The sequence below is a fragment of the Bacillus sp. JK106 genome, assembly GCF_053663355.1.
Genome location: NZ_JBSJQC010000001.1, coordinates 239,910 through 265,392 on the forward strand (window position 1 = coordinate 239,910; position 25,483 = coordinate 265,392).

Below are 25,483 nucleotides of genomic sequence, written 5' to 3' on the forward strand. Positions count from 1 at the left end.
TTCGCAAAACCGGCTCATGTTTATTTTTGGAACAGTTTTTTCGCTTCATCCATTGCTAATTTATTTCCCAGTGCCGAATAATCAAGCCAAGGCTGATCGGCAATTTTATAGACATGGTTTGCTTTCACGGCCTTAAGCCCTTTCCAGACAGCGCTTTTTTGCAATTCTTTATAGGCTTGCTGTGACTTGTCGTCTCTGTTAACGACCACGAAAATCGCATCCGCGTTGTAATCAGGCAGCACTTCTTGAGAAATGACTTCATAAGGGCGGGAGGTGTTCATTTCTTTAATGCCGTCAGCCGGTTTCAGCTTCAGATCGTCAAACAGAATCGGTCCCATCGGGCGGCGTGTGCTGAAGACGCGAAGCTCTTTTGCGTTCACGCGGATCGCCATGACTTTGGCGTTTTTCCCTAATTCCTTATTCATCATGGATCTGACTTGTTTTGTTTCATCTTCATAATCTTGAATAAATGTTTTCGCTTCTTTTTCACGGTTGACGATTTTTCCGATGTCTTTTAAATGATCACGCCATGTGCCTTTATCAAGGTCGAAAACGTGTGTGTTTCCGATTTTCTTGTATTTTGACACATCTTTTCCCGCAAATTCTTTATCAAGATAAATGTTGTCTGGATTCAGCTCAAGTAAAGCTTCCATATCCGGGTCTGAGGCAGGTCCGAGTTTTTTCGTGTCTTTCAGCTGATTTTTCACATGAGGGAGAAAATCTTTTAATTCTCCGCCCACGACGGAACCGGCAGGTGTAACGCCGAGAGCCAGCAGATCATTTGTCAGGTGAATGGACATCGAAGCAATTTTATGATCGCCGGATTTCTTTTTTGACTCCGGCTGTGATGAATCGGATTGGCAGGCAGCCAGTAAGAAAATACACATGAAACTGATGAGCGCAATTATTTTTTTCATGGGAATACTCCTTGTTTTATGATTTGATTTTCATGACGAGATAGAGAAAATACGGCGCGCCGATGGCTGCCGCAACCACGCCGGCCGGAATGGCGTTCGGCTGAAACAAAGACCGGCCGATGGTGTCTGCCGCGACAAGAATGACAAGGCCGATTAATCCCGCAATCGGAATAATATGCTGATGCATGGTGCCGACGAGCCGTCTTGCCAAGTGAGGGGCGGCAAAGCCGATAAAGCCGATTCCGCCGGCCATCGCGACGCTCGCGCAGGACAAGCCGACCGCTATGGCGATCAGCATGATCCTTTTTCTCTGCACGTGTGCGCCGAGCCCCGCGGCTGCCTGGTCACCGAGCATTAAAATATTCAAAGACCGGGCGTTCAGCCATGCAAGCGGTGCGAGAATGCCGATCCAGGGCAATAGCGACCACACGTGAATCCAATCTCTGCCCCAGACGTTTCCCACCAGCCAGCGGGAAGCGAAGGTATAAGTTTCTTCATTCAGGCGCAGCGACATAAACAATGTAACGGCGCTGAAGCCCGCGGAAACGGCGATCCCGACCAACAGCATGCGGATCGTTAAAAAACCGTTCAGCCTGTCGTACGTAAGCACTACGATCAGCAGGGCGGCGAGTGTTCCGCCCGCAAACGTAAACAGCGGGATGAACATCGACGCCTGCGCCTCCAGGGAATGAAAGAATGTGATATACATCATCAAACCGAAGGAAGCGCCGGCATGCAGTCCGAGAATGCCCGGATCGGCAAGCGGATTTCGGGATACACCCTGCAAAACAGCGCCCGACACGCCTAAGCCGATACCGGCCAGCATCGTCACCAGAATCCGGGGGAGCCGGTAATCGAATAAAACGGTTGTGCTTTGAAACGTGCCGTAACCGAACAGCGTTTTTCCCACGGTGAGGGGAGAAAGCCGGAATGAGCCCGTGTGCAGCCCGATCAGAATAATGCAAACGGCGATGACCAGCAGAACGAGACCTGCCGCCGCCGCTTTTTTTGTTTCTTTCTGCACTTTCATTTATAAGTCTCTCCCTTCCTTGCGGGCAATATAAAGAAAGAAAGGGACACCGACAAGTGCGACCATGATGCCTATCGCCAATTCTCTCGGGGGACTGACCGTGCGTGAGGCCAAGTCGGCCAAAATCAAAAGAATCGCCCCAAGCAACGCGGACATCGGAATAATCAGCCTGTACGTAACGCCGACGATCTTTCGCGCGATATGGGGAATGACCAGCCCGACAAAGCCGATCGCGCCGGCAGCGGAAACAGACACACCGGCAAGAACGACGGCGATCATTAATCCGGCGGCACGCGTCAGAGCCGTGTTCACCCCTAAATTCGCCGCCACGTCATTTCCCATTGAGAGAAGGGTGACGGACCGGCCCATGAATGTCGCGAGAATGATGAAGACCGCAATCACGGGAACAAGGACTTGTAAATGAGCCCACTTGATCCCTGACACCCCGCCGGCGTACCAGAAGGCCAAATCCTGGCTTAAATCGTAATAAATCGCCACACCGGTACTGAGTGAATGTAAAAGCGCGGCCACGACCGCCCCGGCAAGCGTCACCTTTAAAGGTGTCATGCTGCCTTTTCCCGCCGCACTGATAAAGAAAATCAAGCCGGTGCTTGCCAGTGCTCCCAAAAATGACATCACCATCAGCAGGGCGTATGACAAATGAGGGAAAAAAGCAAAGCTGAGCGCAACAACAAACATGGCGCCCGCGTTTACGCCTAAGACACCCGAATCGGCAAGCGGATTTCTCGTGACACCCTGCATGAGGGCGCCGGCTGCGGCAAAAGCGGCTCCTGTAACGGCCGCGCCGAGCACTCTCGGAAGACGCAATTCATGAATGATCTGCTGGCCCGTTATGTTCGGATTGTAATCAGCAACAGCCGACCAAACCGTATGTAAAGTAATGTCTTTCGCGCCGAATGAGACGGCGAAAAAAATAGAAACAAGCAGCCCGACCACCGCGATCAGGAAGAAAACCCCGTTTTTTAAGATGCTGTTCAGACGGCTTGCGGACGTGACAGAATCGCTCAAAAATCAATTCACCTACTTTTATGATCATTGTCCGGCATTTATTGAATATGAGAATCATTTTCATTTGAACCATCATATTATACCGGGCCGATTTTCAAAACGCAATAGAGTGTTCAACAATGATGCCCTTTTTTCTTTCATGTTTATATTGTAAAAAAGAAGTGAAAAACGTGAAAGAGGAAATCGCTATATTCAGAAAGGAGGGAGGCAAATGGCGGGAGAAGGAAAGCCTTTGCCGATTGAATTTTACCAGAGACCGTCAGTGGAGCTTGCCCCTTTATTGCTCGGCTGTCTCCTGGTGAAGGAGACGGATGAGGGAACGGCTTCAGGTTTTATCGTGGAAACGGAAGCTTATATGGGAGCGGATGACCGGGCGGCGCACAGTTTCGGCAACCGGCGCACGAAACGGACGGAAATTATGTTCCATGAGGCGGGCCGCATTTATACATACGTCATGCACACTCATACATTAATGAACGTCGTCGCCGCGGACATCGGCATTCCGCAGGCCGTGTTAATCAGGGCGGCGGAGCCTCATGAAGGACAGTTCCTGATGGAGAGCAGGAGACCGGGCAGACCCCCGAGAGAGTGGACAAACGGCCCGGGAAAACTGACGAAGGCGATGGGCATTTCAATGAACGACTACGGCGGCATGATCACGGAACCGCCGCTGTATATTACGGAGGGCTTTACGCCTGAACATATATCAACAGGCCCGAGAATCGGGATTGACAACAGCGGAGAAGCCCGGGATTATCCGTGGCGCTATTGGGTGACGGGGAACCGGTATGTCTCACGCTGACCATGTTTATAAACGCTGATAACAGGGGAAAGACAAGGTAAAAGAAAGGGGATTCAGACATTGAAAAAATTTTTCAAAACGATTATCAAATGGGCGCCCGTCATCTATCCGATTATCAGAAAAATCATAAAAGAACGGAAGGCATCTAAGCGGAACCGCATGTCCGCATCCCGAACAGCCGGCTGATCCGGCTGTTTTTTTACGGTCTTGGCATCGGATTGCCGCATTGACTTGAAATCCTCCCCAGTATAGAATTTACATACATTTACCCCTTCCTCATTCTTTTTGCCCATTTTTCACATCTGCATCTGATCTGATAGGAGGTTTTTCTCATGCTTCATGGGCGGCTTCGTGAACTTCTGCGCTTGCTTTTAGCTGCTGAAACACCGGTTACAAGCTCAGTCATCGCTGCAAATGTAAAGGTAACGACGCGGACGGTCCGCAATGACATAAAGGAACTGCAAACCATTGTAGAAAAACACGGCGCATCCATTCAATCTGTCAGAGGGAGCGGCTATAAGCTGCTGATCCGGAATGAGCAGCCGTTTAAAAACTGGCTTCAGGACAATTTCCAGCAGAACAGCACCGTGCCGATTTTTCCCGATGAACGGATAGATTACCTGATGAAAAGAATGCTTCTGGCCGACGGCTACCTCAAGCTGGATGACTTGGCGGAAGAACTGTTCATCAGTAAATCCACACTTCAATCTGATTTAAAAGAAGTCAAAAAACGGCTCCGCCCCTATGACATCATTTTGGAAACAAGGCCGAACTACGGCTTTAAGCTGCGCGGCGAAGAGCTCCGCCTCCGTTATTGTATGGCGGAATACTTAGTGGACGACCGCGAGCCCGAGCCTGATCTCCTGAGTGAAAAGGCCGGTATTCTGCCGAAAGACGACATTCATGTGATCCGCACAGCCATTATGAAGCAGGTTCGAAACCATAAGATCCCGCTTTCTTTCTTCGGCCTGAACAATCTCATCATCCATATCGCCATTGCCTGCAAACGAATCCGGACAGAAAACTATGTATCTCTCATTCCGGAAGATCTTCATGATATTAAGCTCGAAACAGAATATCAGTCAGCGGAAGCCATTGTAAAAGAGCTTGAATCTGCGCTTTCGGTCACCTTTCCCGAACAGGAAACCGCCTATATCGCCATTCACCTGCTCGGGACAAAGCGCATGACCCAGTCACAAATGGAAGGAAAAGAGCTTACAAGGCTGATAGACGGGGAAACCAGCCGTTTGACGGAGGCCATGATTGAAGCCATTGAGCGGGAGCTGAAGCTCGGAATCACGGACGACAATGAGCTGAAAGCGGGTCTTGCGCTCCATATCAAGCCGGCGATTAACCGAAACCGGTACGGCATGAACCTGAGAAACCCGATGCTCTCCGCCATAAAGGAGAATTATCCGCTCGCATTTGAAGCGGGAGTGATTGCGGGAATCGTGATCAAGGAGCAAACCGGCATTGATATTCATGAAAATGAGATCGGGTATTTGGCGCTTCATTTCGGAGCCGCCATTGAAAGGAGAAAGACGGAACGGCCGCCTAAACGCTGTCTGATTGTCTGTGCGTCCGGCGCCGGCAGCGCGCAGCTTTTAAGAGAAAAGCTCCGTTCCCGGTTCGCAAAACGTCTTGAAATCGTCGGAACGGCTGATTACTGCAGCCTTGACCAGCTTTCCTTTGAGTCGATTGATTTTGTGGTCAGCACCGTGCCGATCAAAAAAGACCTGCCTGTTCCCGTATTGAAGGTTCATACGCTGCTGGGCGGCGGGGATTTTACAAAAATCGACGCCATGCTGGAAGAAAAGCGGGAACAATTGAACTTTCTGAAACCGGAGCTGGTATTTTTGCAGCAGGATCTGGAGACGAAGGAGGACGTCATCCGTTTTCTCGGACAGCAGGTTGCAGAAGCCGGCCTCGCTTCTGATTCTCTGACCGATTCTATTTTTGAAAGGGAAGCGATTTCTCCTACGAGTTTCGGCAATCTTACGGCGATTCCGCACCCGCTCGTTCCGCAGACAGACACGACGTTTTGGGCGGTATGCACGCTGAAGAAGCCGATTGACTGGGCGGATAAGCGTGTCCAATTTGTCTGCCTGCTCTGCGTCGAGAAAGAAAGCAAAGCCGACCTCCAGCATATGTACAAATGGCTCGGCGGCATGTTGGATGATCCGGCCGCGGTAAGCCGTCTCTTAAAATGCACAACCTATCAGGAGGTTTTACGAGTATTCAGAGACAAACGATCAGAGAAAGACCGGGATACACCTTTTTTCCGTTAGCAGCGGAAAAAGCCTGAGTAGTTATGAAAGCGATTTCATAATATGATGTTACTAACATCGAGACATACAAAATATCAAACTTTCAGGAGGTCTTTTACATGAATATATTACTCGTTTGTGCAGCAGGGATGTCAACAAGCTTACTCGTCACCAAGATGGAAAAAAGCGCGCAGGAACAAGGAAAAGAATATAAAATCTGGGCGGTGTCAGGCGATTCAGTCAACCAGCATATTGATAAAGCGGACGTATTGCTGCTTGGGCCTCAAGTCCGTTATTTGCTTCCGCAGCTGAAAAAATTGGGTGAATCAAAAGGAGTGCCGGTTGAAGTCATCAATACCGTCCATTACGGCACTTGCAACGGAGCGGAGGTTCTGAAATCAGCGGAACAGCTCGGAAACGCATCGTAGAAAGGGGCGGGCCGTGTGAATAAGGTGAACCAGTTTTTAGAAGAGAAAGTCATGCCCATTGCCGGAAAAATTGCCTCCCAGCGGCATCTGCAAGCACTGCGTGACGGAATCATCCTCACCATGCCGCTTATCATCATCGGTTCATTTTTTCTAATCATCGGCAACCTGCCGATTCCGGGATATGCGGATTTCATGGCAAAGACGTTCGGAAGCGCCTGGTCTCAAAAACTGCAATATCCGGTTGATGCGACCTTTGAAATCATGGGCCTTGTCGCCGCTTTCGGAATCGCCTACCGCCTGGCCGAAAAATATGGGGTGGACGCATTATCGGCCGGTGCGATATCTTTGGCGGCGTTTCTCTTGGCAACGCCGTACAAAGTTCCGTTTCTGCCTTCCGGCGCAAAAGAGGAAATCATGGTGGGCGGCGGCATCCCGCTGTCTCTCATGGGAAGCAAAGGGCTGTTTGTCGCGATGATCATCGCCATGCTGTCGACGGAAATTTACCGCCTGATCATCCAGCGGAATTTCGTCTTCAAAATGCCGGACGGCGTGCCTCCGGCGGTCAGCAAATCATTTGTCGCTTTAATTCCCGGCTTTGCCGTCATCTTTCTGATCTGGGGTGCGCGTTTAATTGTCGAAGCGACGCCGTTTGAAAGCCTTCATAACATTGTAAGCGTTGTACTGGGGACGCCGCTCTCGATTCTTGGGGGAAGTCTCGGCGGAAGCCTGGTAGCCGAAGCGGTTCAAATGCTCTTGTGGGCGTGCGGATTACATGGGGCGAACATTGTCGGCGGCGTCATGGCGCCGATCTGGTTCGGAGCGATGGATGCCAACCGGATTGCGTTTCAGGCGGGCGATGCGCTGCCGAATATTTTCACCCAGCAGTTCTTTGAAATCTGGATCAACATCGGCGGAAGCGGCGCGACACTGGCGCTCGTGGTCACCATGTTTCTCCGTTCGCGAAGCAAGCAGATGAAGCAGCTTGGGAAACTCGCCATCGGGCCGGCTGTCTTTAATATTAATGAGCCGATTATTTTCGGAATGCCGATCGTCATGAACCCGATGCTTCTCATTCCGTTCATTATCACACCGCTTGTCACACTGGTCTTTACCTATATCGGCATGAGCACTGGCCTCGTCGCCAAACCTGCCGGCATTGCCGTCCCATGGACGATGCCGCCGATTTTCTCCGGCTATCTTGCCACGGGCGGAAAAATATCAGGGGCTGTCATGCAGGCGATTAATATCATCACAGCCTTTATCGTGTACTATCCGTTCTTCAGAATGTGGGATTCGCAAAAGCTGAAAGAAGAAAACGAACTTGAACAATCGCAGGCGCCAGCCGTACAGGGAGACGAAAAAGCCGTGCTGTAGAGAAAGGGAGTGAAACACATGAATGAAAAAATGGAACAGACCATTTTTCAGATCATCCTGCATGGCGGCAACGGAAGAAGCGCATCAATGGAAGCCATTGCCGCCGCAAAGCGGGGGGACAGAGCCATGGCCGAGGAAAAGCTTCAGGAAGCCGCAAGGGAACTGACAGAAGCCCATCATTACCAGACAGAATTGATCCAAAATGAAGCCGGCGGAGAAAAAACAGACATGACGCTTTTAATGGTGCATGCGCAAGATCATTTAATGAATGCCATGACCGTGAAAGACTTGGCCGTTGAGTTAGTCGAAATTTACGAAAAAGTGAGTCTGCAAGGGGGAGCAAAAATATGACAAAAGGAATTAAAATTGTAACGATCGGCGGAGGTTCAAGCTATACACCGGAGCTTGTGGAAGGCATCATTAAGCGCTATGAGGAACTGCCTGTCAGAGAATTATGGCTCGTCGACATTCCCGAAGGCGAGAAAAAACTCAATATCGTCGGCACGCTTGCAAAACGCATGGTCGAAAAAGCGGGTGTTCCGATAGAGATTCACCTGACGCTTGACCGGAGAGAAGCCTTGAAGGATGCGGATTTCGTAACGACTCAATTCCGCGTCGGCCTTCTTGAGGCCCGCGCCAAAGATGAACGGATTCCGTTAAAATACGGCGTAATCGGCCAGGAAACAAACGGTCCGGGCGGTTTATTCAAAGGGCTGCGCACCATCCCGGTTATTCTGGAAATCGCGAAAGACATCGAAGAGCTTTGTCCGAATGCATGGCTCGTGAATTTCACAAACCCTGCCGGCATGGTTACCGAGGCCTTGCTCCGCTACTCGAATCTGACAAAAGTCGTCGGCCTCTGCAATGTGCCGATCGGCATTAAAATGGGCGTCGCAAAAGCATTGGATGTGGATGTCAGCCGGATCGAAGTGCAATTTGCCGGGCTGAATCACATGGTCTTCGGATTAGATGTTTTCTTAGACGGCGTCAGCGTGAAGGATCAAGTCATTGAAGCCATGGGAGACCCGGAAAACGCCATGACGATGAAAAATATTTCCGGAGCGGAATGGGAGCCTGAATTCCTGAAGGCGCTCGATCTGATTCCTTGCGGCTACCACCGCTATTATTTCAAAACGAAAGAAATGCTCGAGCATGAAATAGAAGCGTCACAGACGGAGGGCACACGCGCCGAGGTCGTGCAGAAGGTTGAGAAAGAACTGTTCGAACTGTACAAAGATCCGAATCTCGCCATCAAACCGCCGCAGCTGGAAAAACGGGGCGGAGCGTACTACAGTGACGCGGCCTGCAACCTGATCAGCTCCATCTATAACGACAAACATGATATCCAGCCCGTCAATACGATAAACAACGGCGCGATCGCCAGCATTCCGAATGACTCAGCGGTCGAAGTGAACTGCGTCATGACGAAAGACGGTCCGAAACCGATCGCCGTCGGTGATCTGCCGGTGTCTGTCCGCGGACTCGTCCAGCAAATCAAATCATTTGAGCGCGTCGCCGCTGAAGCAGCCGTCACGGGAGATTATCAAACGGCGCTTCTTGCGATGACGATCAACCCTCTTGTCCCGTCAGACTCCGTGGCAAAGGCCATTCTGGATGAAATGCTTGAGGCCCACAAAGAACATCTGCCCCATTTCTTTAAGTCGATTGAAGCATAAGAGCAGTAAAAAAACCCGGATTCGCTTCCGGGTTTTTTGCTTATTTTGATTCGCTTAGTGAGGCGACTTTCGTCGTCCAGCCGAACACGTCGGCTTCCGCGCCTTTTTGAATGCCTGTAATGGTATCGTACAATTTCTTCGAGATCTCTCCGGTTTCACCGCTGCCGATGACAAGACTTTCATCATTCCAGATCAGTTCGCCGACCGGAGAAATGACCGCCGCCGTACCGGTTCCGAATGTTTCTTCCAATCGGCCGTCACGATGCGCCTGGATGATTTCATCGATCGAAATCTTCCGCTCAGACACAGTCAGTCCCCAATGTTTGAGAAGGGTGATGACGGAATTTCTCGTAATTCCTTCAAGAATGCTTCCGTTCAGCTCCGGCGTCACGATTTCGCCGCTGATTTTGAAGAAGATGTTCATGCTGCCGACTTCTTCGATGTATTTTTTCTCAATGCCGTCAAGCCATAAAACCTGGGAAAATCCCTTCTCTTCCGCAACCTGTTGCGCTTTCAGGCTTGATGCGTAGTTGCCGGCGGTTTTCGCATTTCCGGTGCCGCCTTTGACGGCGCGCACGAATTCGTTTTCCACGGCGATTTTTACCGGTTTAATGCCTTCTTTGTAATAAGAGCCGACCGGGGAAAGAATGATAAACAGCTTGTACGTATGGGATGCCGCTACACCGAGGAAAGGCTCAGTCGCAATAATAAACGGACGGATATAAAGGGAAGTGCCTTCCGCTTTCGGAATCCAGTCTTGGTCGATGGCTACGAGCTGTTTCAGGCCTTCAAGAACAAGCTCTTCATCAATGAGCGGGATGCAAAGGCGGTCATTTGACTGGTTCAGGCGCTCCATATTTTTCTCCGGTCTGAACAGAAGCACTTCCTGATCCTTCGTTACATACGCTTTAAGCCCTTCAAAAACGGTTTGGCCGTAATGATAAACCATGGCCGCAGGATCCATTGAGATGGACTGATAAGGGATAATTCTCGGATCATACCAGCCTTGACCGGCGTCGTAATCCATAACAAACATATGGTCGGTGAAAATTCTGCCGAACGCAAGGTTATGGGGGTCCGGTTTCGGTTTTTTGGCTGAAGTCAATTCAACACGAATGTCTTGTTTCATAATGTTCTGTCTCCCTATTGGTGTTATTGTCAAACTTATTTGAAAATAATTTATATTCTATTGTATACCTTCAACAAATATTCGCAATAGTTTTCCTCAAATTTGTGAAAAAATCAAATCACATAAAAAGCAGGGGAGAGAATGCCCCCTGCGTGTTCGTTTTTACGTATTCTGTCATCACCGTGCTCAGTGAACCGTCACCTTGCCGGTTTTGTAAAACTGCTCCATTGCTTTATCGACGTACACCCAGCCCTTCCAGGCGATATGGATGGTGTCTTTCATAAAGTACGGATCATATTCGTGCCCGGATAAGTCGGCAACCTGAAAGCCCTTCGCTTTAATTTGCTTAGTGACTTTTTTGTAGTAATCAGTCCGGCCTTTTTTCGGGAAGCCGGTGTAGTCATACCATTTTCCGTTGACCGGAATAACCACGAACATCGGTTCAGCGCCGGCATCTTTCAGAATGTCCAGCATATCCTCAAAGTCGTGATATTCGACTGATTTGGCGTACGTTCTTCCTTTGTTGATTCCTTTCACTCTCTTTACTTTCTTCTTAATCTTTTTATAAGAAGCGTCATCGATATAGAAAGGATTGGACTTGGAGCTCCGTTCTCCTAATTGAGCGGCGGCTGTCTTTAACTCTGACCACGATTTCCCTTTCAGGTTTTCAGAGATCGTCCGTTCAGGGCCCTTGGTTTCTCCCATTGAATAATAAAGATCTTTTTTCTCAAGCAGAGAATAATAAGCTTTGGCAGCCGGCATGACCGCTTTCACTTTCCATGATTGTCCGTTGACCATTCCCTTGTATAATTCAGAAAGGACGGCATCATGCTGAACAACTTTAAAACGGAGCATGCGCTTCATCATGTTCTTTTTGACCGCGGGATCAATCTGGTTATTAAATGCTAAATCCAATGCCTGAAGTGATGAAAAATTCGGCGCAAAGTGCTGTTCATCAGAACCTTTTTTGATAAACCATTGCGGAGAAACAATGAATACCAGCTTTTTGCCCTTCAGCTGCTGATAATGCGCCGCAAAGTTCACGGCGTGTATCAAGGATTGGTCCCCGCCTTTTCCGACAAGATAAGGCGTAAAGCCTTGGTTGTTCACTTGGAAATAGTTGGACGGGTGAAATTCATCCAGTCTTGAAAGCTCGGAAGAACCGAAAATCGGCATATACTTCGTGTCTTCGAACATTTTGTTTTGCAGATAGAGCCCCTGGAACATATTCGGATTTAAGGCTGCCGCCGACTCTTCGACACGTTTTTCAGGAATGAAGCGCGTAAGCCATGAAGCCGGAACTGCGATAGCTCCGACAAACAGGACAAACGCTAAAATAATTGGTCCAAAGAAACGCTTTTTCATTTACTTCAACTCAGTCAGTTTGTTTACAATGTTGTTTGGCGTATTCCACTCGTCACGGTCAAATTCAGTGATCGGCACTGTAATGCCGAAGCGGTTTTCGATGGCGACAAGCAGTTCTACAGTTCCGAAAGAATCAAGCAGTCCTTCTTCAAAGATTTCAATATCAGGATTTTCTTTTACAGCGTCTTCCTGACAAACTTCAGCTAATACGTCTAATACTTCCTGTTTAAATTCCATGTGTTTTCAATCTCCTTTAGTGATGAAATGGTTTTCCTGAGAAAATATAAAATCCGAAACATACGAAATGGAATGTGATGACGATGGCTAAAAAGGCCGTAAAACGATTGGCGGGCAGCCACTTGTATTTCTTATTCCATTTCTCAAAAAAGTTATACCCGGTCATTAATACGGCGTGGTAAAGGCCGTATATAATATATTGCAGGGCGAGTCCGTGCCAGACGCCCATCAGCATGAACAGCAGGAAATACCCGATGTTCGAGACGGCCATCCGGTTCTTTATCCATTTTTTCTTTGTCATCCAGAATACAAAGCGCATAAATACGTAGTCTCTGAACCAGAAGGATAAGGACATGTGCCAGCGGTTCCAGAAGTCTTTAATGTTTTTGCTGATAAACGGCTTATTAAAGTTTTCCGGAGATTTGATACCCATAATATAGCTTACACCGACGGCAAACATCGTGTAACCCGCAAAATCAAAAAACAGGTACAAGCTGTATCCGTACATGTACAGCACATTACCCCACAGTTTGCTGTGGGTGATATGAGACAGATTCATAATGAAATACGTGTTAATCGCATATCCGATAATGAATTTGTACAAGAAACCGATAAAAATTTTATGAATGCCGGTATACAGTAAATCAGCGTATTCTCCCTTTGTCCATACTTTCTGTTCGTCCTTGGCAAATCTGCGGTATCTGTCGATCGGGCCGGAAGAAATGGTCGGGAAAAACATAATAAAGTACAAAAGGCGGTGAAGCGGCATTTTTTCTTTAATCAGTCCGTCTCTCGTTTCCATGATCAGCTGGACGCCTTTAAATGTCAAATAAGAAATTCCTAAGAAACTGATCAGGTTATGAACCGGATGATGAGGCGCCGGCGGGAAGAAAAACGGCCATAATTTAGATAAAAACAGGGGTAAAATGGACGCGATCACGGCCATACTGAAGACAAAGCCGCTGTTGGCTTTCAGTCTGTAAGCGAGATAACCCCTGATTAAAAGCACCTGCCACAGCGTAAAGATACATAGTGCGATCACGCCGTGCAGATCATGCGCGAAAATCAAAGCCAATACGATGATGGATATAAACATGTTGTATCCTTGGAATCTCTTGCCGTTCAGCCCTAAAATAATCGTCGGCAAAAGAAGGATTCCAAGTAAGATAAAGAAGAAAAACGAGCTGTAAGGCGTCATACAAGAACCTCTTCGCCAATGCGTTTACGGTCGATTTTTCCGTTCGCAGTCATTTGAATGTGATCCTGATAAATGAATTTTCTCGGAATCATGTAGGCCGGAAGCGAAGCGGCCAGTTCTTTCTTAATGGCGCTTGTCAGCTGGAATTCTTTTTCAAAATCATGTTTTTCAGGCACGATGGCGGCAATTAAATATTCGACTGGTCCGTTAGGCTGATACGGGATGACAACCGCCGTGCGCACATATTGAGACTGCCTTACATGTACTTCGATTTCCTCCAGCTCCATGCGGTAGCCGTGAAGCTTAATCTGGAAATCAAGGCGTCCTTGGCAGAAAATCTGACCATCCTGAACATAACCGGCATCACCCGTGTGATATGCCCACTGGCCGTCAATTGAGAAAAACGCTTTTTCAGTCAGAGACGGTTCACCGAGATAGCCTTTGCTCACGCTCGGGCCGGCGATGATGATTTCCCCTTTTTCTCCGTCCGGAAGCTTATTCCCGTTTTCATCCATGATGAAGATATTCATATCGGGTTTTGCAAAACCGACGGGCAGAGATTCATTTTCATCGATAATCTGCTGCGTAATTTCAACGGAGGTGACGGCAACCGTTGTTTCAGTCGGGCCGTATGTATTGAATACGCGGGCCTTCGGAAAACGGTTTAACAGTTCCTGTGCCACGGCAGCCGGAAGCGCTTCTCCGCAAAACATAAATACTTCTGCCTCAGGCAGGAGCTCCTGCGTAAAGCCGGGGTCCATCAGACACATTTGGACGAAAGACGGCGTCGATGTCCAGACGTTCAGTTTGGATTTCTCCAGCTCTTCAAATAGTACTTTCGGTTTATTGATTTTGTCTTTCGTTACGCAGTGCAGCGTACCTCCCGTTTGAAGCGACGGGAAAATGTCCATGACAGATAAATCAAAAGAAAACGGAGCTTGGTTTAAGAATGTCTTACCCCCGCCCACAGGAAAATCCCTGCAGATCCAGTCAGTGAAGCTTTGCAGGTTATCAGCCGATATCTGTACGCCCTTCGGATTTCCCGTGCTGCCGGACGTGTAAATAATGTAAAACGTATCCAGCTCTTTTACCCAGTTCTCACGGCTGAGGTCTGCATCTCCGTCAGCTGCAAGCTCTTCGGGCGTAACGGTTTTAATCAGATTGCTTCCCGTATCGACTGCATCGCCCGATACGCTGATAAGCAGCTCTGCGCCTGAGCTTTCAATGATTTTGACGATCCGCTCCGCCGGAATGGAAACATCGACAGGGATGTAAGGGCGGCCCGCTTTGACGCTTCCCAAGAAAGAAACGATCATATTCGGCTCCATATGTCCGTAAACCAGGACAGGCGCTTTCGAACCGTCAGCCGTATGTTTTTGAATGCCGGACGCAACCCGCTCCGACAAATCCCATAATTCCCCGTAAGTGAGGGAATGATCTAAGGAACGAAACGCTATGGCCTGCGGCTTGGCGTCTGCGTATGTTTTTATAGCATCAAGTAGTTTCATAGTTATCCTCCCCGATTAGAAATCGTTGTAAATATAAGTGCCGGTATTCGCTGTATGAAATCCATACATCCAAAAGAGCAATACTAATATCAGAAAATAAAAGCCCGTATGAAACGTCCATTTGATCAATGTATTTTCATAAGCACGTTTTAATTTTTGCATCATATTCAAAATTCCTTCCCCGCGTATTCAATAATTACACCAGTATATGACGATTAGATTAACAAAAAGTTTCAAAATATGTCTAATATCCTAAGCTTAAAATTTCCTTAAAAATGAATGAGAAACAAAAGGATGGAAAACACGCATGTATAAATTGGAAAATGATCATACTAAAAAAGCACTGTTCAGGCGGGATTTTTAACTTATCGTAAATATAAACGAGGTAAAAAAATTTTGGCGGCTTTTTCTTAAGCAGGCTTGTGCCGAACCCCAATGGAGAAGGGCGAAAAGCCGTTTCCGGCAGGATAGCTGATAAAGCGCCGCATCTTGTGAAATGAGGAAGAAATTATTATGATAGATAAGGTAGCAGAAAACGTGAAAACCCCAATTCAACACTACTGTTATCGGCTGACTGTGAAAGCCTTTTAATAGAAAGGAAGAGGAAAATGAATCAAAACAATATGGGGGGCAGCCAAAAGACGCCCGAGAAAGAAAGCATGGGCCGCATTTTGTGGCAGCTAACCCGCCCTCATACATTGACGGCATCGTTTGTGCCCGTACTTCTCGGCACCGTATTGGCGATGTTTTACGTAAAGGTTGATTTCCTGCTGTTTTTGGCCATGCTGTTTTCCTGTCTTTGGATCCAGATCGCCACGAACTTATTCAATGAATATTACGATTTTAAACGCGGTTTAGATACGGAGGATTCCGTCGGTATCGGCGGAGCGATCGTCCGCCACGGCATGAAGCCGAAAACAATTCTGCAGCTGGCGCTCGGCTCTTATGCGATTGCCCTCGTGCTCGGTGTTTATATCTGCATGAGCAGCAGCTGGTGGCTTGCGGCTATCGGCCTTGCCGGCATGCTGATCGGCTATCTGTATACGGGCGGCCCGCTGCCGATTGCGTATACACCGTTCGGGGAACTGTTCTCCGGCATTTGCATGGGCTCTGTATTTGTCCTTATTTCTTTCTTCATTCAGACAGGCAGAATTAATGAGCAGAGCATTTTGATTTCCATCCCGATCGCCATCCTGGTCGGAGCGATTAACCTGTCCAACAATATTCGTGATATTGAGGAAGATAAAAAAGGCGGACGTAAAACGCTGGCCATTTTGATGGGGCATAGAGGGGCCGTCATGATACTGGCCGCATCTTTTGCCATCGCTTACATCTGGATCGTCGGTCTTGTCATCATGGGTTACACAAGCCCGTGGCTGTTCCTGGTCTTTTTGAGCGTGCCGAAACCCGTTCAGGCCGTGAAAGGCTTTGTGAAAAACGAAATGCCGATGAACATGATTATTGCGATGAAATCAACGGCGCAAACCAATACATTCTTCGGATTCCTGCTTTCAATCGGACTCCTGATCAGTTATTTCCGCTGATCAAATGAAAGGGCAAATGCCATAACCGGCATTTGCTTTTTTTTATGACATAATCTTCACGATATTGTAAAGAACCTGACCGCGGACTGACCCGTCTCATATATGGACAGCAAAGCAAGGAGATGAAAAAAATGGACTTGTCAACAGCCCATATGGATGATTTAAAAACGGTCATGGAAGATTGGAAAAATGAATTATTAGTTTATAAATTCGCTTTAGATGAGCTGGATACGAAGTTTTCGATCATCAGCCAGGAATATAATCTGATTCACGGGCATAACCCGATCGAGCATACAAAATCACGCGTGAAAAGTTTTGAAAGCATCGTCAATAAACTGATGCGAAAAGGCTGCGATGTGACGACGCAGGAAATGAAAGAGCATATTCATGATATCGCGGGTGTCAGGATTATCTGTTCCTTTATTTCCGATATTTATAATGTCGCTGAGGTTTTGAAGCAGCATAAGGATCTGAAGATCGTAAAGGTGAAGGATTATATCAAACATCCGAAGCCGAACGGCTACCGCAGTCTGCATTTGATTATTGAAATTCCCGTTTATTTGACGAATCGTGTGGAATATGTGAAGGCGGAAATTCAAATCCGCACCATCGCCATGGATTTTTGGGCGAGCCTTGAACATAAAATTTATTACAAATTAAATAACGAAGTCCCAAAGCATCTGACCGACGAGCTGAAGGAAGCGGCGGACATCGCCCATTATTTAGACGAAAAGATGCTTGGGATTAAGAAAGAAGTCGATTAAACGATTGACCCGTCACAACCAGCCGGACCGCTTTTATACGCAGTCCGGCTGGTTGTTTTTATGTTTACGCGTTTTTGCTTTCCCGCACGATGTATTCTGACGATGATTCAGGCTGAAATTCTGATTGAATTTGAACAGAGAATGCAATAGATATCAAATCGCAAACAGCACATTCCCGCAGAAAAAATGTGTAAGATCGAGGTTTACTTTTTTAAAAAAGGGAAAGACATTTGTACAACAAAAAGGGAGATGAATATCAGTGGGAAAGAATGAAACAATGCATATCGTATCATGTGCCGATGATAATTATGCTCGTCATTTGGGTGGGATGTTCGCTTCTTTATTGATGAATATGGATAAAACAAGGAATGCCAAATTATATGTGATCGACGGCGGAATTACTGCCGAAAACAAGGACAAGCTTGAACAGACCGCGATGTCATTCGGGACGCCGCTTGAATTTTTAGAAGTGGATGCTGATCAATACAAGCATGCAGTCGAAAGCAGCCACATTACAAAAGCGGCTTATTACCGCATTTCTATCCCTGATTTAATTAAGGATGAGTCCGTAAAGCGGATGATTTACATCGATTGCGATGCAATTGTGATGGAAGATATTTCGGTTTTATGGGACTTGGATATTTCCCCGGCAATAGTTGCGGCGGTAGAAGATGCCGGACAGCATGAAAGACTGAAAAAAATGAATATCAGCGACACTGCCAAGTATTTTAATTCCGGTATTATGATTATAGATTTCGAACCTTGGAGAAAACAGAATATTTCTAAAAGAGTGATTGATTTTATCAATGATAACAGCTCGGAGGATTTTCTCGTGTTTCATGATCAGGACGCGCTTAACGCGATTTTATATGATCAATGGCATGAACTGCATCCGCGCTGGAACGCGCAGACGCATATTATCATGAATGAGAAAACGCCTCCTGAACTGATCGACCGTATACGTTATAGAGAAACACGTGCCGAACCGGCCATCGTCCATTTCTGCGGCGGGGACAAGCCTTGGAATATAGGCACTTCGCACCCGTATCGTGATCATTATTTCCGATATATGTCCTTTACGAAATGGAACACGATTGACCGCCCGGCCATGAACCAATAGGCAGGTGTGATGAAAACGCTTGTGAAGCCGTTGACCGGCTCACAAGCGTTTTTTTATTATTTCACCCGAATCGCACGCACGCGTTTTTGCAGGCTGGTCTTTTCGGCAGACGGCTTCAATCGGCTGACTGCCGTTTGCGCCGCTGATTTTGCTTTTTTCGTCTTGGTTTTTTCCGCCGTTTTTACTTTGTCCCTTGCCTGCTGCCGGTTGAGTTTATCTTTTATCCGGCCAAGCCGTTTTTCCAGAGCGGTTTTTTCTTTTCCCGGCTGGATTTTGCTGACTGCTTTTTGGGCTTTTGCGGTGTTGGCTTCAGAGGTCTTTTTTTCCGCCTGCTTGACGCTGGCCTCAGCAGTTCTCAAAAGGCTTGAGTTGACAGCGTTCAGCCGCTTTTGCAGCCCTTTTTTCTCTGAACCGGCCGGTAATTTGCGGATGGCGCTTTGTGCGGCATTGACGGCGGTTTTTTTCTTTTGTTTTTCGGCAGTCCGGACTTTGTCTCTTGCGTCCGTCACATTTCTTGCCGTCTGAACTTTATTGATCCGCGCCTCGAGAGCGGTTTTTCCTTTTGACTTGGACAGTTTGCTGACTGCCGTTTTTGCTTCATTGATATCTGCCTGCTTTTTCGTCTTTTCCGCTTTTATTACGGCCCGTTCGGCAAAGCTCTTTTGCTTTGTGTGATATTGCACCAGTCCGTACCCGAATCGGCTGTCACGTCCGGGAGCGCCCAGATCTTTGACGTTTTGCTGCATCTGCTGCCGGAGCTGTGTATTTGTTTCCTCCGGATATTTCTGCCTGAGCAGCGCGAACATGCCGGTGACGTGCGGCGCGGCTTGAGATGTGCCGTCAGCCGTGGCGTACATTTGATTCAGATATGTGCTCGTAATATTGGTGCCGGGTGCGGCAAACTCAATTTGTTTTCCGGTCGTGGAAAAAGACGCGAGCCCGTTTTTTTCAGTTGACGCTGAGACTGCCGTTACGCTGCTGTAGGCGCCCGGATAATTGACGGGTTTTTTGTTGCCGTCGTTTCCTGCGGCGGCTACGATCACGATTCCTTTTTTGTAAGCTTTGTCAACGGCGTCGTGAAGACTTTTGCTGTCTGCGTTTGTCCCGAGGCTCATATTGATGATGTCCATTTTATTGGCGATCGACCAGTCGATCGCTTTAAGAAGGCTTTTGAGATCTCCCGCACCTTTTCTGTCTAATGCTTTAACCGCATATAACCGGACATCCGGCGCGATGCCGTCAATGCCGTATCCGTCATGTTTGGCCGCAATGATTCCGGCGACATGCGTCCCGTGTCCGTTGTCATCTTTGTATGAGGAAGTATAGCTGACTGCGGAATAGCCTCCGGCAATGGAGAGATCATCATGAGGGTAAATGCCGCTGTCAATGACAGCCACTTTCACCTTTTTTCCCGTCAAGCCTTCTTTCCACGCCTGCTTAACCTGAGTCGGTTCGATATCCCATTGCGGCAGCACGTAACTGCTGCTTTGGACCGCTGATAACGGGCGGATATCAGAACCGCCTGCTGCCTGAAAGGATACATTCTCTTCTACATATAAGATGTCAGGGTCCTGTTTCAGGTCTTTCACCGTTTGCGAATCGGCTGACACGGCGACTGCCGGGAGATGCTGATAGGTCTGTTCCACATCCGCTCCGCTGTCTATGGCGGATTCCTTGCCGTTTTGATTTTTGTACACCACGATAACGTCCCGGTCATGCGTCTCGGCGTGCGCGGGCGCCGCGGCGGAGAACAGGCTGATGCACAAGGCCGCGGCCATTATCGGTTTCAGGGTGTGATACATTGCAATTCCCCCTTTTTCTTTATATATCGGCGGTGCGGAATTCTTTTTTTCCTGAGGGATAAGGAAAATTTCTGTATGCAAATGTAAGCGTTTCCAAAATATGATGGAGAAAATGCTTTAAGACATCTGCGCAATGAACTCAAAAAGGGGGTTTTTGATAAATGAGTACGTTCAATCGGGTCATGGAAGAAAAAATCATGCCTGTCGCCGGAAAAGTCGCCGGCCAAAGGCACTTAAGAGCTTTGCGGGACGGCATTATTTTGACTATGCCGCTTATCATCATCGGATCGGTTTTTCTGATTCTGACGAGTCTTCCGATTCCCGGTTATGCCGATTTTATGGCTGGTCTTTTCGGTGAAAATTGGGTTGAAAAGCTCGGGTATCCCGTGAATGCGTCCTTTGACATTATGGCGCTTGTCGCCGCCTTTGGGATTGCTTATCGGCTTGCGGAAAGCTATGAGGTGGATGCCCTGTCGTCGGGAGCCATTGCCCTTGCCGCCTTTTTATTGGCGACGCCGTATCAGATTCCGTTTATCCCTGACGGCTCGTCAACAGAGATTATGGTGGGAGGCGGCATACCGATTTCGCTGCTCGGAAGCAAAGGTCTGTTTGTCGCGATGATCATTGCAATGCTGTCTACGGAAGTGTATCGGTTTATTATACAAAGAAATATCGTCATTAAGATGCCTGACGGAGTGCCGCCTGCGGTCAGCAAATCGTTCGTTGCGCTCATCCCCGGTTTCATTATTATTACGCTTGTATGGCTGGCCCGTCTGTTTATTGAAATAACTCCTTTTAAAAGTCTCCACAATGTCGTAGGCGATCTGCTGGGCACCCCGCTGTCTATTTTGGGCGGGAGTCTCGGCGGAAGTCTTATCGCCGAATTCGTGCAAATGCTTCTTTGGTCGTGCGGCATACACGGCGCGTCCATAATCGGCGGCGTCATGTCGCCGATCTGGTACGGGGCGATGGACGCCAACCGTTTGGCTTTTCAGGCGGGAGAAGCGCTGCCGAGCATTTTTACGACACAGTTCTTTCAAATATGGATTAATGTCGGCGGAAGCGGAGCGACGCTTGCCCTTGTGCTGACCATGCTTGTGCGCTCCAGAAGCAAACAGATGAAACAGCTCGGCCGTCTCGGCATCGGGCCCGCGATTTTTAACATTAACGAACCGATTATTTTCGGGATGCCGCTCGTCATGAATCCGCTGTTAATCGTGCCCTTTATCATCGCGCCGCTCTTGACCATTACGGCGACGTACATCGGGATGAGCACGGGGATGGTGGCAAAACCGGCGGGAATCGCCGTGCCGTGGACGATGCCGCCGCTGATTTCCGGTTATTTGGCGACGGGCGGGAAAATCTCCGGTTCGGTCATGCAGCTGATCAATCTCCTGATTACATTTATCATTTATTATCCGTTTTTCCGAATTTGGGATCTTCAAAAATGGAGAGAGGAACGGGCGGCGGAACAAAACGTCACAGAAGAAACATAAAAAAAACGGGCGCTTTCGCCCGTTTTTTTAACGCTGGAAAAATTCGATCCATTCGCCGTCAGGTCCTTCAATGTAAAAGTAGCGGTATCCGTTCGGAAGCGTCGTGATTTCTTCATCAATGAATACGGCGCCCTGACGCTTCGCATGCGTGAACTCCGACGCGATATCTTCAGTCAATAAAGCGACATGGTGCACTTTTCCTTCTGCGGGAAGCTCGCTGCTGTAGCCCTGGATCAGCTCAATTTCTGTCTCCGGCCCTTCTTGAAAGCCGAGAAAGGCAAGTTCAATAATGCCGTTCGTATGAGTGATACGATCCTTTAACTGCATACCGAGAACGTCTTGGTAAAAGGCGATGGATGTTTCAATATCTTTGACCATAATGCCTGTATGGTCGATTCTTTTGGCTGTCATGGTTTTCCCCCTGTTTTGAATTTTTCGGGACAATGCGGTGTTGATCATGTTTTATGGTACGATAAGAGAAAGCAAAACGAAAGAGGAATGCACAATGAAGCTACTTACAGTGAAAGATACATTTGCCGGAAAGCTGAAAAAAGGATTCCCCCTGATTGAAAAAGACGCTCTGTCCGGAAGCTCGGCTCATTTAACAGAGGGCGATCTTTTTGATGTGACATCCGAGAAGGGTGAGTTTATCGGAAAAGGCTATTACGGTTTGCAGAATAAAGGAGTCGGCTGGGTGCTGTCCCGCGCGAAAGATGAACGGATCGACGGACGTTTCTTTCTGGACAAGCTGAAAAAAGCGGTTGAAGCAAGAGCTCATCTGTTTAAGGCGCCCGATACAACGGCGTTCCGGCTTTTCAACGGTGAGGGCGACGGCATCGGCGGCGTCACGATTGACTTTTATGACGGTTATCTGCTGATTCAATGGTACAGTAAAGGCATTTACGCTTATAAGGACAGCATGATTGAGGCGATTGACGGACTGGAGCTTTCTTATAAAGCGATCTATGAAAAGAAACGATTCGATACTGCCGGGCAATACGTGGAAGACGACGATTTTGTCAAAGGCGAAAGAGGAGCTTTTCCGGTCATTGTTCAAGAAAACGGCATACGGTATGCGGTGGATTTAAACGATGGGGCGATGACGGGCATTTTCTTAGACCAGCGTCATGTACGCAAAGCGATTCGGGACAAGTATGCAAACGGCAGACGGGTGCTGAATACGTTCTCTTATACGGGGGCATTTTCCGTCGCGGCGGCGCTTGGCGGAGCTGAGAAAACGACCAGCGTCGATGTCGCCAACCGCAGTCTCGCAAAAACGATTGAACAGTTCAGCGCCAACGGAATTGATTATGAGGCGCATGACATTAAAGTCATGGATGTTTTCAAATACTTCGGCTATGCGGAGAAAAAAGGGCTGGCGTTTGACCTCATCATCCTTGATCCGCCTTCTTTCGCCCGCACAAAAAAACGGACGTTCAGCGCGGCGAAAGATTATAAAAACCTGCTGAAGGAAACGATTGCCATCACCGCAAAAAACGGCATCATCGTCGCTTCGACAAACAGCAGCGCCTTCAATATGAAGAAATTTAAAGGTTTTATAGAGACCGCCTTTAAAGAAACAAATGAGCGTTACGACATTTTGGAAGAATACACGCTTCCGGAAGATTTCAAAACGATTCCCGCGTTTAAAGAAGGGAACTATTTGAAGGTTGTTTTCTTGCGGAAAAAATAGGATGATCATTTATAGCGTGGAAAGAGGGGGAAAAGAAAACCCTCTTCCATCGCTCTAATACGGGATAAATAATCTTCATATCTTACTGTTTAAAGAAAAAACCCGCTATTACTTAGTATCTCATCTGTGCCGAGTAAAGTGGCCTCACTAATCCCCACATTGTTGGCTTTCATGAAGGATTGCACCGCTTGGTAGCCAACCGCATAACCTGCAAACGGTGATAAGCCGACAGGCTGATAACCTTGTTCGGCTGCAAAGGTGTCACCAAACATGTAACTGCTGACTTCAGCAAATCCTTTCACATTTAATGAGTCTTTGATAATTTCTTTTGAGTATTCTAAGTCTTCTTTTTCAAAAGAAGTAACCCAGGGACCTAACAGAGCTTCTCCGTAAAGTTCTTTGGCAAACGATTCTGCCAACCCCTCTATCATTAAGTAATCCCCAACCGTTACATTCCCATAATCCCAATTGAAATACGAAAAACGAATATTATGATGAAATTCATGTGCAATTACAGCAGGCAGTCTCGGTATGTTATATGAATTGGGGAATATTGAAACTTGAATAAATCCCGGAATTCCTCCGAATCCACAATACCCTCTATGTAATTCAAGCTTTTTTTGATTGGCCAGATACATCCCGAACCTTATTTCATCAGCATTTATTTTTAAGCGGTTTTGTTTGATAAATTTAACACAATGAGTTAAAGTGTCAAATGCAATTTGAGGAGCTTGAATTTCTTTTAGATTCTCTAATGCTTTTCTTCCGGTTTCCGTATCAAATATGCTCAGATAGCCCAGCATATTTGCAGCCATGATTACATCATATCCGTTAGGTTCCTTTGCCTTTAAGGGAACATTAATCTTTTTCCACATATCTTCAAAAGGTTTCATCATTGAATACCGATAATAATCTTCTCTATTTTCAATCATTGAAAATAACTTTTCGTATTGCCCAATTGTATCCTCGATAATGATTTTAATGGGTACCACCCTTTTTTTGATGATTTATATAAATTGTAATAGCATCACTCATGAGCTTCGCCAACCCTTCACCATACCGGTCGATGTTCTTAGTGAAGCGTTCATCTTCAATATAGAGTTGACCTAATCCGTAAAAGGCATCAAAAGAATATTCACCAAAATTTTCATTGAGAAAATCAAACCACTCTTTGATAGCGGTTTGTACGTCTGGGGACTCGGGAGATTGGTTAATAAGGAGTGCAAATTTATTGAACATTGCAGTCCACTTATCAGATAAATCTTTTTGCTCACCATCAGTCATGTTTTTCAATCTAATATTTACCTTATCGACAGGTTGATCACCCCACCGTTTGCGAGCTTCTTGTTCATAAAGATTATGATTGAAGTTCATTCCCTCAAACCGCTCTTTGTTCGTCATGCAAATCTCTCCCATCAAATGTTTGATTGATTTATCGATGGTTTCAATCATTTTATCGACTCTATTCCGTTTCTCAATCAACATTTTCTTTTGTAAAATTAATGCCTCCCTTCGGTTAAATGAAGGACTATTAATGATTTCTTTAATGTCTTTTAAGGAGAAATCGAGCTCCTTGAAAAATAGTATCTGCTGCAGCTGTTCAAGATTCTCTTCAGAATAAAGCCGATAACCGGAATCGGTCGTTTCCTGAGGAGTCAATAATCCAATTTGATCGTAATGATGGAGAGTGCGTATGCTTACTCCAATCAGTTCAGCTACTTCTTTTACTTTCATACCCATCACGTTTGCCGCCTCCTTAATGGCTACTCTAAAGTATTACGCAACGTAAGAGTCAATAGTTGGTTAAAAATTTTTTGTATATAAAGGGAGAACATATGAGGATTTCATTGCTGAAATTAAAGAAAAAAAGCCGGGCGTGAAGCTCCGGCTTTTTTCTATTCAATAATGTGCTGCACCCGGCCGATTCGCCCGTCTTCAAGGCGGACCTTAATGCCGCGCGGGTGGAAGCTTGAGTTCGTCAAAATATCCTTGACGATTCCTCTTGTCAGCTTTCCTGAACGCTGATCGGCTTTCAGGACGATATCGACTTCAAGTCCTTTTCTGATGCTGCTTCGCTGCTGGCCGTTCATATGACACATCCGTT

Annotated in this window: 26 protein-coding genes; 12 read left to right on the forward strand and 14 right to left on the reverse strand. The window is 47.2% G+C overall.

The genetic code is table 11. The features are described from left to right. Nucleotides 1-20: 20 nt before the first annotated feature. The 3 genes from ACWJJS_RS01210 to ACWJJS_RS01220 are packed head-to-tail and all read right to left on the reverse strand — an operon-like array spanning nucleotide 21 to nucleotide 2,946. The gene (locus ACWJJS_RS01210; RefSeq protein WP_014306080.1) at nucleotides 21-917 is read right to left on the reverse strand and encodes an ABC transporter substrate-binding protein; all 897 of its coding nucleotides are present in this window, start codon (nucleotides 915-917) and stop codon (nucleotides 21-23) included. A gap of 16 nt (nucleotides 918-933) precedes the next feature. Then, nucleotides 934-1,947: a FecCD family ABC transporter permease gene (locus ACWJJS_RS01215; RefSeq protein WP_025853649.1), complete on the reverse strand. Its 1,014-nt coding sequence runs from the start codon at nucleotides 1,945-1,947 to the stop codon at nucleotides 934-936. Continuing rightward, nucleotides 1,948-2,946 carry a FecCD family ABC transporter permease gene (locus ACWJJS_RS01220; protein ID WP_454023383.1) on the reverse strand — a complete coding sequence of 333 codons (999 nt, stop codon included), beginning with the start codon at nucleotides 2,944-2,946 and terminating at the stop codon, nucleotides 1,948-1,950. Nucleotides 2,947-3,187: 241 nt separating this feature from the next. On the opposite strand from ACWJJS_RS01220, the gene ACWJJS_RS01225 reads away from it, so the two are divergent. The 7 genes from ACWJJS_RS01225 to licH all read left to right on the forward strand — a co-directional run bounded on the left by ACWJJS_RS01225 (nucleotide 3,188) and on the right by licH (nucleotide 9,523). Then, a complete protein-coding gene (locus ACWJJS_RS01225) occupies nucleotides 3,188-3,778 on the forward strand; it encodes a DNA-3-methyladenine glycosylase (protein WP_003150858.1) in 591 nt (196 codons plus the stop codon). 51 nt (nucleotides 3,779-3,829) lie between these two features. Beyond that, nucleotides 3,830-3,964 (forward strand): hypothetical protein, encoded by a 135-nt coding sequence (locus tag ACWJJS_RS01230; RefSeq protein WP_369719122.1) that lies wholly within the window; start codon nucleotides 3,830-3,832, stop codon nucleotides 3,962-3,964. Nucleotides 3,965-4,110: 146 nt separating this feature from the next. Next, entirely contained in the window at nucleotides 4,111-6,066 is a 1,956-nt protein-coding gene (gene licR, locus ACWJJS_RS01235) for a transcriptional regulator LicR (protein WP_436335313.1), read from the forward strand. A 98-nt stretch (nucleotides 6,067-6,164) separates the two neighbouring features. Continuing rightward, nucleotides 6,165-6,473: a PTS lichenan transporter subunit IIB gene (gene licB / locus ACWJJS_RS01240; RefSeq protein ID WP_003150863.1), complete on the forward strand. Its 309-nt coding sequence runs from the start codon at nucleotides 6,165-6,167 to the stop codon at nucleotides 6,471-6,473. 15 nt (nucleotides 6,474-6,488) lie between these two features. Further along, the gene (celB, locus tag ACWJJS_RS01245) at nucleotides 6,489-7,847 is read left to right on the forward strand and encodes a PTS cellobiose transporter subunit IIC (RefSeq protein WP_039253354.1); all 1,359 of its coding nucleotides are present in this window, start codon (nucleotides 6,489-6,491) and stop codon (nucleotides 7,845-7,847) included. An 18-nt stretch (nucleotides 7,848-7,865) separates the two neighbouring features. Continuing rightward, a complete protein-coding gene (gene licA / locus ACWJJS_RS01250) occupies nucleotides 7,866-8,198 on the forward strand; it encodes a PTS lichenan transporter subunit IIA (protein ID WP_146275805.1) in 333 nt (110 codons plus the stop codon). Further along, nucleotides 8,195-9,523 (forward strand): 6-phospho-beta-glucosidase LicH, encoded by a 1,329-nt coding sequence (gene licH / locus ACWJJS_RS01255; protein WP_003150870.1) that lies wholly within the window; start codon nucleotides 8,195-8,197, stop codon nucleotides 9,521-9,523. Before licA ends, licH begins: the two co-directional genes overlap by 4 nt. A gap of 40 nt (nucleotides 9,524-9,563) precedes the next feature. Here licH and ACWJJS_RS01260 read toward each other — a convergent pair whose 3' ends face one another. The 6 genes from ACWJJS_RS01260 to ACWJJS_RS01285 all read right to left on the reverse strand — a co-directional run bounded on the left by ACWJJS_RS01260 (nucleotide 9,564) and on the right by ACWJJS_RS01285 (nucleotide 15,125). Further along, complete coding sequence (locus tag ACWJJS_RS01260) at nucleotides 9,564-10,655, reverse strand: branched-chain amino acid aminotransferase (protein WP_025853645.1); 1,092 nt, start codon at nucleotides 10,653-10,655, stop codon at nucleotides 9,564-9,566. A gap of 183 nt (nucleotides 10,656-10,838) precedes the next feature. Continuing rightward, the gene (gene dltD / locus ACWJJS_RS01265; protein WP_165409222.1) at nucleotides 10,839-12,017 is read right to left on the reverse strand and encodes a D-alanyl-lipoteichoic acid biosynthesis protein DltD; all 1,179 of its coding nucleotides are present in this window, start codon (nucleotides 12,015-12,017) and stop codon (nucleotides 10,839-10,841) included. Further along, nucleotides 12,018-12,254 (reverse strand): D-alanine--poly(phosphoribitol) ligase subunit 2, encoded by a 237-nt coding sequence (gene dltC, locus ACWJJS_RS01270; protein ID WP_003150875.1) that lies wholly within the window; start codon nucleotides 12,252-12,254, stop codon nucleotides 12,018-12,020. It abuts the gene before it with no gap. Between the two features lie 16 nt (nucleotides 12,255-12,270). Then, the gene (dltB, locus tag ACWJJS_RS01275; RefSeq protein ID WP_003150877.1) at nucleotides 12,271-13,452 is read right to left on the reverse strand and encodes a D-alanyl-lipoteichoic acid biosynthesis protein DltB; all 1,182 of its coding nucleotides are present in this window, start codon (nucleotides 13,450-13,452) and stop codon (nucleotides 12,271-12,273) included. After that, entirely contained in the window at nucleotides 13,449-14,960 is a 1,512-nt protein-coding gene (dltA, locus tag ACWJJS_RS01280; RefSeq protein ID WP_070082563.1) for a D-alanine--poly(phosphoribitol) ligase subunit DltA, read from the reverse strand. The genes dltB and dltA overlap by 4 nt, the downstream gene beginning before the upstream one ends. Before the next feature lie 15 nt (nucleotides 14,961-14,975). After that, nucleotides 14,976-15,125 (reverse strand): teichoic acid D-Ala incorporation-associated protein DltX, encoded by a 150-nt coding sequence (locus ACWJJS_RS01285; protein ID WP_003150882.1) that lies wholly within the window; start codon nucleotides 15,123-15,125, stop codon nucleotides 14,976-14,978. Nucleotides 15,126-15,568: 443 nt separating this feature from the next. Here ACWJJS_RS01285 and ACWJJS_RS01290 point away from each other — a divergent pair, with 443 nt between their 5' ends. The 3 genes from ACWJJS_RS01290 (at nucleotide 15,569) to ACWJJS_RS01300 (ending at nucleotide 18,388) form a co-directional block, all read left to right on the forward strand. Next, nucleotides 15,569-16,504 (forward strand): 1,4-dihydroxy-2-naphthoate polyprenyltransferase, encoded by a 936-nt coding sequence (locus tag ACWJJS_RS01290; protein ID WP_003150884.1) that lies wholly within the window; start codon nucleotides 15,569-15,571, stop codon nucleotides 16,502-16,504. A 131-nt stretch (nucleotides 16,505-16,635) separates the two neighbouring features. Beyond that, a complete protein-coding gene (locus ACWJJS_RS01295) occupies nucleotides 16,636-17,268 on the forward strand; it encodes a GTP pyrophosphokinase (RefSeq protein WP_007407732.1) in 633 nt (210 codons plus the stop codon). Nucleotides 17,269-17,527: 259 nt separating this feature from the next. Then, nucleotides 17,528-18,388 carry a glycosyltransferase family 8 protein gene (locus ACWJJS_RS01300; RefSeq protein ID WP_454023248.1) on the forward strand — a complete coding sequence of 287 codons (861 nt, stop codon included), beginning with the start codon at nucleotides 17,528-17,530 and terminating at the stop codon, nucleotides 18,386-18,388. 56 nt (nucleotides 18,389-18,444) lie between these two features. Here the strand turns inward: ACWJJS_RS01300 and ACWJJS_RS01305 are convergent, their stop codons facing one another. Continuing rightward, nucleotides 18,445-20,190, reverse strand: a complete 1,746-nt coding sequence (locus ACWJJS_RS01305) for a S8 family serine peptidase (protein WP_454023249.1) — start codon at nucleotides 20,188-20,190, stop codon at nucleotides 18,445-18,447. Nucleotides 20,191-20,351: 161 nt separating this feature from the next. Here ACWJJS_RS01305 and celB (ACWJJS_RS01310) point away from each other — a divergent pair, with 161 nt between their 5' ends. Further along, nucleotides 20,352-21,686, forward strand: a complete 1,335-nt coding sequence (celB, locus tag ACWJJS_RS01310; protein WP_003150892.1) for a PTS cellobiose transporter subunit IIC — start codon at nucleotides 20,352-20,354, stop codon at nucleotides 21,684-21,686. Between the two features lie 27 nt (nucleotides 21,687-21,713). Here celB (ACWJJS_RS01310) and ACWJJS_RS01315 read toward each other — a convergent pair whose 3' ends face one another. Continuing rightward, nucleotides 21,714-22,097, reverse strand: a complete 384-nt coding sequence (locus ACWJJS_RS01315) for a VOC family protein (RefSeq protein WP_032867832.1) — start codon at nucleotides 22,095-22,097, stop codon at nucleotides 21,714-21,716. Nucleotides 22,098-22,191: 94 nt separating this feature from the next. On the opposite strand from ACWJJS_RS01315, the gene ACWJJS_RS01320 reads away from it, so the two are divergent. Further along, entirely contained in the window at nucleotides 22,192-23,379 is a 1,188-nt protein-coding gene (locus ACWJJS_RS01320) for a class I SAM-dependent rRNA methyltransferase (RefSeq protein WP_454023250.1), read from the forward strand. A gap of 89 nt (nucleotides 23,380-23,468) precedes the next feature. Here the strand turns inward: ACWJJS_RS01320 and ACWJJS_RS01325 are convergent, their stop codons facing one another. The 3 genes from ACWJJS_RS01325 to ACWJJS_RS01335 all read right to left on the reverse strand — a co-directional run bounded on the left by ACWJJS_RS01325 (nucleotide 23,469) and on the right by ACWJJS_RS01335 (nucleotide 25,469). Continuing rightward, entirely contained in the window at nucleotides 23,469-24,362 is an 894-nt protein-coding gene (locus ACWJJS_RS01325) for a DUF2268 domain-containing protein (RefSeq protein ID WP_039255011.1), read from the reverse strand. Further along, the gene (locus tag ACWJJS_RS01330) at nucleotides 24,358-25,119 is read right to left on the reverse strand and encodes a MerR family transcriptional regulator (protein ID WP_454023384.1); all 762 of its coding nucleotides are present in this window, start codon (nucleotides 25,117-25,119) and stop codon (nucleotides 24,358-24,360) included. Before ACWJJS_RS01330 ends, ACWJJS_RS01325 begins: the two co-directional genes overlap by 5 nt. Before the next feature lie 155 nt (nucleotides 25,120-25,274). Beyond that, the gene (locus tag ACWJJS_RS01335; RefSeq protein ID WP_003150901.1) at nucleotides 25,275-25,469 is read right to left on the reverse strand and encodes a YwbE family protein; all 195 of its coding nucleotides are present in this window, start codon (nucleotides 25,467-25,469) and stop codon (nucleotides 25,275-25,277) included. Nucleotides 25,470-25,483: the final 14 nt, after the last annotated feature.